The sequence below is a fragment of the Micromonospora sp. NPDC050187 genome (genome assembly GCF_044459745.1).
Lineage (GTDB): Bacteria > Actinomycetota > Actinomycetes > Mycobacteriales > Micromonosporaceae > Micromonospora.
This window is the reverse complement of sequence record NZ_JBITJH010000050.1, coordinates 1-5,820: the sequence shown is the minus strand read 5'-3', so window position 1 is coordinate 5,820 and position 5,820 is coordinate 1. Positions and strand designations below refer to the sequence as shown.

The 5,820-nt window shown below is 72.5% G+C and carries 1 protein-coding gene; it reads right to left on the bottom strand.

Annotated features, from left to right (window positions below; translation table 11 throughout):
- A partial coding sequence (locus ACIBJE_RS31495) for an SDR family NAD(P)-dependent oxidoreductase (protein WP_396753922.1) occupies positions 1 to 5,820 on the bottom strand: 5,820 nt, incomplete at both ends.

The following is a 5,820-nucleotide window of genomic DNA, read 5'->3' as shown; positions in this document are numbered from 1 at the left end:
TACCCGCACACCTCGTCCAACGCACCCGCGAACACCGGGAACGCCCCGTACAACTCCCGACCCATCCCGGCACGCTGCGCACCCTGACCGGAGAACAGCAACGCCACCTGACCGCGCTGCCCCGGGGCACCCGTCACCACCGCGCCCGACGGCTCACCGGCCGCGAACGCCCGCAGCCCGGCCGACAACTCGTCCCGGTCCGTCGCTGCGACCACCACACGGTGCTCCAACACCGGACGCGTCGTCACCGACGACCAACCCACGTCCACCGGACGCAGCGCCTCGTCAGCGGCGAGCCAACGGGCCCAACGGTCCGCCTGCCCGGCCAGCGCCGCCGCCGACCGCGCCGACACCAGCACCGGTACGAGAGCGTCCGGCAGAGCCGACTCGACGACCTCGCCCTCGATCACCTCCACCGGCGGCTGCTCGAGGATCACGTGCGCGTTCGTGCCGGAGATGCCGAACGACGAGACCGCCGCCCGGCGGGGCCGGTTCACCGCCGGCCACGGCGTCGCCTCGGTGGCCAGGGTGACCGCCCCGGCGGTCCAGTCGACGTGCGGGGACGGCTCGTCCACGTGCAACGTCGGCGGAACGAGCCCGTGCCGCATGGCGAGGACCATCTTGATGATGCCCGCCACACCGGCCGCAGCCTGCGTGTGACCGATGTTCGACTTGATCGACCCCAACAGCAACGGCTCGACGCGATCCTGCCCATAGGTGGCAAGAAGCGCCTGCGCTTCGATCGGGTCACCCAGGGTCGTGCCCGTGCCGTGGGCTTCGACGGCGTCCACGTCGGCGGTGGTCAGCCGGGCGTTGGCGAGAGCCTGCCGGATCACCCGCTGCTGGGAGGGGCCGTTCGGCGCGGTCAGACCATTGGACGCACCATCCTGGTTGACAGCGGTACCCCGCACGACGGCGAGGATCCGACGACCCTCACGCTGAGCATCGGAGAGCCGCTGCACCAGCAGCACACCCACCCCCTCCGACCAACCCGTCCCATCCGCCGACGCCGCGAACGACTTACACCGGCCATCGGTCGACAGACCCCGCTGCCGAGAGAACTCCACGAAGGTGCCGGGGGTGGCCATCACGGTGACGCCACCGGCCAGCGCGAGATCGCACTCCCCCGACCGCAGCGCCTGCGCGGCCAGGTGCAGGGCGACCAGCGACGACGAACACGCCGTGTCGACGGTGACCGCCGGCCCCTCCAGGCCGAAGGTGTAGGCAACCCGACCCGACAACACACTGCCGGAGTTACCGGTGCCGACGTATCCCTCGGCGTCCGACGGCAGGTCGGCCAGCCGGGAGGCGTAGTCGTGGTACATCACGCCGGCGAAGACGCCGGTACGGCTGCCCCGCAGCCTCGCCGGGTCCAGACCGGCGGACTCGAACGTCTCCCACGACGCCTCCAGCAGCAACCGCTGCTGCGGATCCATCGCCACCGCCTCGCGCGGCGAGATGCCGAAGAACTCCGGATCGAAGTCGGCAGCGCCGTGCAGGAAACCCCCCTGCCGGGTGTACGACGTGCCGCTGCGGTCCGGGTCCGGGTCGAACAGGGACTCCAGGTCCCAACCCCGGTCGGCGGGGAACTCACCGATGCCCTCACCACCGACGGACAACAGCTCCCACAACTGCTCCGGGCTCTCCACCCCACCCGGGTAACGGCACGCCATCCCCACGATCGCGATCGGCTCGTCAACGCCGGCAACCGTGCTGACCGCCCCGTCCGTCGTCGTCTGCCGTACACCGGCCAGTTCGGACCACAGGTGGTCGGCGAGCACCGCCGGGGTCGGGTAGTCGAACACCAACGTCGACGCGAGGCGCAGGCCGGTCGCCGCGTTGAGCCGGTTCCGCAGGTCGACCGCCGTCAACGAGTCGAAGCCCAGTTCGCGGAACGCCCGGTCGGTGGGGACCGACTCCGCGCCGGCGTGCCCGAGCACCTGAGCGACCAGTCCACGCACCAGCGCGTCTATCCGGGCCCGAGCCTCGTCGGGTGCCAGCCCCGTCAGCAGGTTGGTCCAGTCGCCGCCTTGTCCGGCCTGTCGACGGGTGACGGTCGGACCCACGAGGGCCCGCAGCACTACCGGCACCGGGCCACCTGCGCCGAGCGCGGCCCGCATCGCCGGTACGTCGAGCACCGCAGGCACCAACGTCGGTCGCGCCGCACCGAGCGCCGCGTCGAACAGCTCCAGACCGGTGTCCGCGCTCATCGGGGTGATGCCGGCCCGGGCCGACCGGGCCCGGTCGGTGTCAGCGATCGACGCGGCCATACCAGCGGTGTCCCACATGCCCCACGCCAACGACACCGCCGGCAACCCCAGCCCACGCCGGAACACCGCCAGACCGTCCAGGAACGCGTTACCCGCCGCATACGCCGCCTGACCCGGCGACCCGAGCACCCCCGCCACCGACGAGAACACCACGAACAGGTCCAGATCCAGACCCGCCGTCACCTCGTGCAGATGCCATGCCGCATCCACCTTCGGCGCCAACACACCAGCCAACCGCCCAGCGGAGAGCCCCTCCACCACCCCGTCATCCAGCACACCCGCCGTGTGCACCACACCCGCCAACCGACCGTTGTCGGTGAGCTGGCCGACCAGGTCACGCACAGCGTCCCGGTCGGTCACGTCACACGCCACCGCCCGCACCGAGGCACCCAGGCCCGACAACCGCTCGACCAGCGCGTCCGCGCCCGGCGCAGCCGGCCCCTGCCGGGACACCAGCACCACCGACTGCACCCCGTACACCGCCACCAGATGCTCTGCCACCAGAGCACCCAGCGCACCAGTACCACCGGTCACCACAACCGTGCCGTCACCGATGGTCACCTCAGTCGCGGTCGGCGCGGACGCCCGGACCAGGCGCGGGACGAACACCGCACCCGACCGCACAGCCAGCTGACCACCCACCGGGTCACCGGCCGCCGAGGCGAGCGCGCCCAGCGCGTACGCGTCCAGGTCACCGTCGACGTCGGCGAGCACGATCCGACCGGGGTGCTCCGACTGCGCCGAGCGCAACAGACCCCACACCGCCGCACCCGCCAGGTCGGTGACCCGATCACCCGACCGAACCGCCACCGCACCCCGGGTCACCACGACCAGCTTCGAGTCCGCCAACACCCCGGCCGCCAACCACGCCTGCACGGTGGCCAGGACCTCAGCCGTCACCACCCGGACCCAGGCGGGTACGCCGGAGTCCCGGTCGGTGTTGAACACGGGCAGCACCAGTGCCCCGGGGGTCGCCGCCGGGCTGGCCTCGACCGACGCGACCAGCGCCGCGACGTCCGGGAAGGCCGGCAGCTCCGGCAGTCCGGCCGGCGGATTCCCGGCGGCCAGCAGCGCCCAGCCGGACGTGTCCCCGGCGGTGGCGGTGGCGGCGTCGTCGGCCTGCCACGCGATTTCGAACAGCGAGCGCGCCGCCGCGCCGGGTGCCACGACACCGCTCAGTTCGCGCAGGACGAGGGAGTCGACCGACACCACCGGGGCGCCCGCCTCGTCGCAGGCGACCAGACGCACCCCGGAACCGGACCGGGACAACCGCACCCGCAGCATCCCCGCACCCGAGGCGTGCACCTGCACACCCTCGAACGCGAACGGCACTTGTGGGCGCGACGTCTCCTCCCCGGACAGCAACAGCCCGGTCGGGTGCAGCGCCGCGTCGAGCAGCGCCGGGTGCACCCCGAACCGCCCGGCCTCCCCGGCCGCGTCCTCCGGGAGCACGACCTCGGCGTACACCGCGCCGTCGCCCGTCCACAGCCGCCGCAGGCCCTGGAAGACCGGCCCGTACACCAGGCCGTGCCCGGCCAGTGCCTCGTACCAGCCCGTCACGTCCACCTCGGACGCACCGGCCGGCGGCCATGCACCGACCACCGGCTCGTCGGCCGACACCGGTTCCAGCACACCGTCCGCGTGCCGGACCCAGTCGGGGTCGCCCTCGGACTGCGAGTGCACCGCGACGATCCGGGCGCCCGTCGGGTCGGCCGCGCCGACCCGCACCTGCACCCGTACCCCACCGGTCTCGGGGAGCACGAGCGGAGCGGCGATGGTCAACTCCCGGAGCCGGGAGACGCCCACCTCGTCGCCCGCGCGGACAGCCAGTTCCACGAGAGCAGTGCCAGGAACGATCACCACGCCGGAGACCGCGTGGTCGGCGAGCCACGGATGGGTGGCGACGGAGAGCCGGCCGGTGAGCACCACCATGTCCTCGCCGGCGACGGTGACCGCCGCGCCGAGCAGCGGATGACCGGCCATGCCGAGGCCGGCTCCGGTGACGTCACCCGTCCGGGCCCGCCCGATGCCGAGCCAGTACCGCTGGTGCTGGAACGCGTACGTCGGCAGGTCCACCCGCCGCGCACCCGCACCGGTGAACCACTGCGGCCAGGTCACCGTCACACCGTCGACGTGCAGCTGCCCCAGAGCCGCCAGCAGACCCGGAACCTCGGACCGGTCCCGCCGCTGCACCGCTACCGCGAGAACATCCCCGTCGCCCGGCAGCACGTCGCCGGCCATCGCCGTCAGGACACTCTGCGGTCCGACCTCGACGAACGTGTCGACCCCGGCGGCCCGCAACGCGGTGATCCCGTCGGCGAACCGGACCGCCTCCCGCACATGCCGCACCCAGTACTCGACCCGCGTCAACTCCTGCGGATCCGCCACCGCACCGGTCAGGTTCGACACCACCGGCACCAACGGCGCCCGGAACGTCAACCCCGCCAACACCGCCCGGAACCCGTCGAGCATCGGCTCCATCAACGGACTGTGGAACCCGTGACTCACCGTCAAACGACGCGTCCGCACACCCCGGCCCCGCCAGGTCGCCTCCAACTCGTCCAGCGCCTCGACCGCGCCCGACACCACGACCGCCGACGGACCATTCACGGCGGCGATCCCGACCCGGTCGGTCAAACCGGTGAGCGTCTCCGCCACCTCGGACTCCGACGCCGCCACCGCCAACATGCCACCACCAGCCGGCAACGCCTGCATCAACCGACCCCGCGCCGCCACCAACGCACACGCGTCCACCAACGACAGCACCCCGGCCACATACGCAGCCGTGATCTCACCGACCGAGTGACCACCCACAAAGTCCGGCACCACACCGAACGACTCCACCAGACGGAACAACGCCACCTCGACCGCAAACAACCCGGCCTGCGTGAACACCGTCTGATCCAGCAGCTCAGCCTCCGCCGAACCCACCTCGGCAAACAGCACCTCGCGCAGCGGGCGCGGCAGCAGCGGATCCAGATACCCGCACACCTCGTCCAACGCACCCGCGAACACCGGGAACGCGACGTACAACTCCCGACCCATCCCGGCACGCTGCGCACCCTGACCGGAGAACAGCAACGCCACCTGACCGCGAACGGCAGCCGTACCGGTGACCACCGACCCGGACGGCAAACCCGCCGCCAACGCCCGCAGCCCGGCCAACAACTCGTCCCGGTCGGCCGCGATGAATACGGCGCGGTGCTCCAGGGCCTGACGCGTGGTCACCGACGACCAACCCACGTCCACCGGACGCAGCGCCTCGTCGGCGGCGAGCCAGCGGGCCCAACGGTCCGCCTGCCCGGTCAGAGCCGCCTCGGACCGCGCCGACAGCAGCACCGGCAGCGGAGCGACCGGTGCGGGCACGTCCCCGGCCTGCGAGGTCCGGGTCTCGACGGGCGGCTGCTCGATGATCACGTGCGCGTTGGTGCCGCTGACCCCGAAGGAGGAGACCGCCGCCCGACGCGGTCGACCGGTTTCCGGCCAGGGCGTCACCGCCGTGGCGAGGGTGACGGCGCCAGCCGACCAGTCGACGTGCGGGGACGGCTCG